At 49.9% G+C, this 705-nt stretch carries 2 tRNA genes and 2 rRNA genes; all 4 read left to right on the forward strand.

What is annotated here, in order from left to right:
* Positions 1-120 (forward strand): 16S ribosomal RNA (locus ABD819_RS21420); the annotation flags it as partial.
* 128 nt (positions 121-248) lie between these two features.
* A tRNA-Ile gene (locus tag ABD819_RS21425) sits at positions 249-322 on the forward strand.
* Positions 323-358: 36 nt separating this feature from the next.
* Positions 359-435, forward strand: a tRNA-Ala gene (locus ABD819_RS21430).
* Positions 436-598: 163 nt separating this feature from the next.
* Positions 599-705, forward strand: a 23S ribosomal RNA gene (locus ABD819_RS21435); the annotation flags it as partial.

Raw genomic sequence — 705 nt, forward strand, 5'->3', positions numbered from 1 at the left:
GAAGTTTGGTAGACCTGAAGCTGGTGCTCCGCAACGAAGCCAGTTAGGGTAGAACAGGTAACTAGGGCTAAGTCGTAACAAGGTAGCCGTACCGGAAGGTGCGGCTGGATCACCTCCTTTCTGGAGCGGCCTTGCTCACGATGTTATACTAATATGAGTACTGCTTGGTACTTACTCTTTGTTTGTTTCCTCATTCAAATAATTTTGAATACGGATTCTACGTTTGCCCTCGGGTATCGTCGAAACACGGGCTTGTAGCTCAGGTGGTTAGAGCGCTACACTGATAATGTAGAGGTCCGTGGTTCGAGTCCACGCAGGCCCACTGTAACTAGCGGGATTGCTGCTGGATATGAAACACGGGGGATTAGCTCAGCTGGCTAGAGCACCTGCCTTGCACGCAGGGGGTCAACGGTTCGACTCCGTTATCCTCCACCATAATAAATACGAAACATCAGTAATTGACTGGTATTTCACGACACTACTAAACACCAGAGTAGTACACGTTCTTTGACGTAAGGGGTAACAAAAACGAAGCGTAGCGCGCTTGGTCTTAGCAATAAGACAAAGCAGCTCCTAGTAATAGGAGTAGCGTTACGAAAGCGAAGTAAGCAAGAGCACACGGGGGATGCCTAGGGTCTCAGAGGCGACGAAGGACGCGATAAGCTGCGATAAGCTGGGGGGAGGGGCACATACCCGTTAATCCTC

The organism is Hymenobacter antarcticus (assembly GCF_039539545.1).
Classification (GTDB): domain Bacteria; phylum Bacteroidota; class Bacteroidia; order Cytophagales; family Hymenobacteraceae; genus Hymenobacter; species Hymenobacter antarcticus.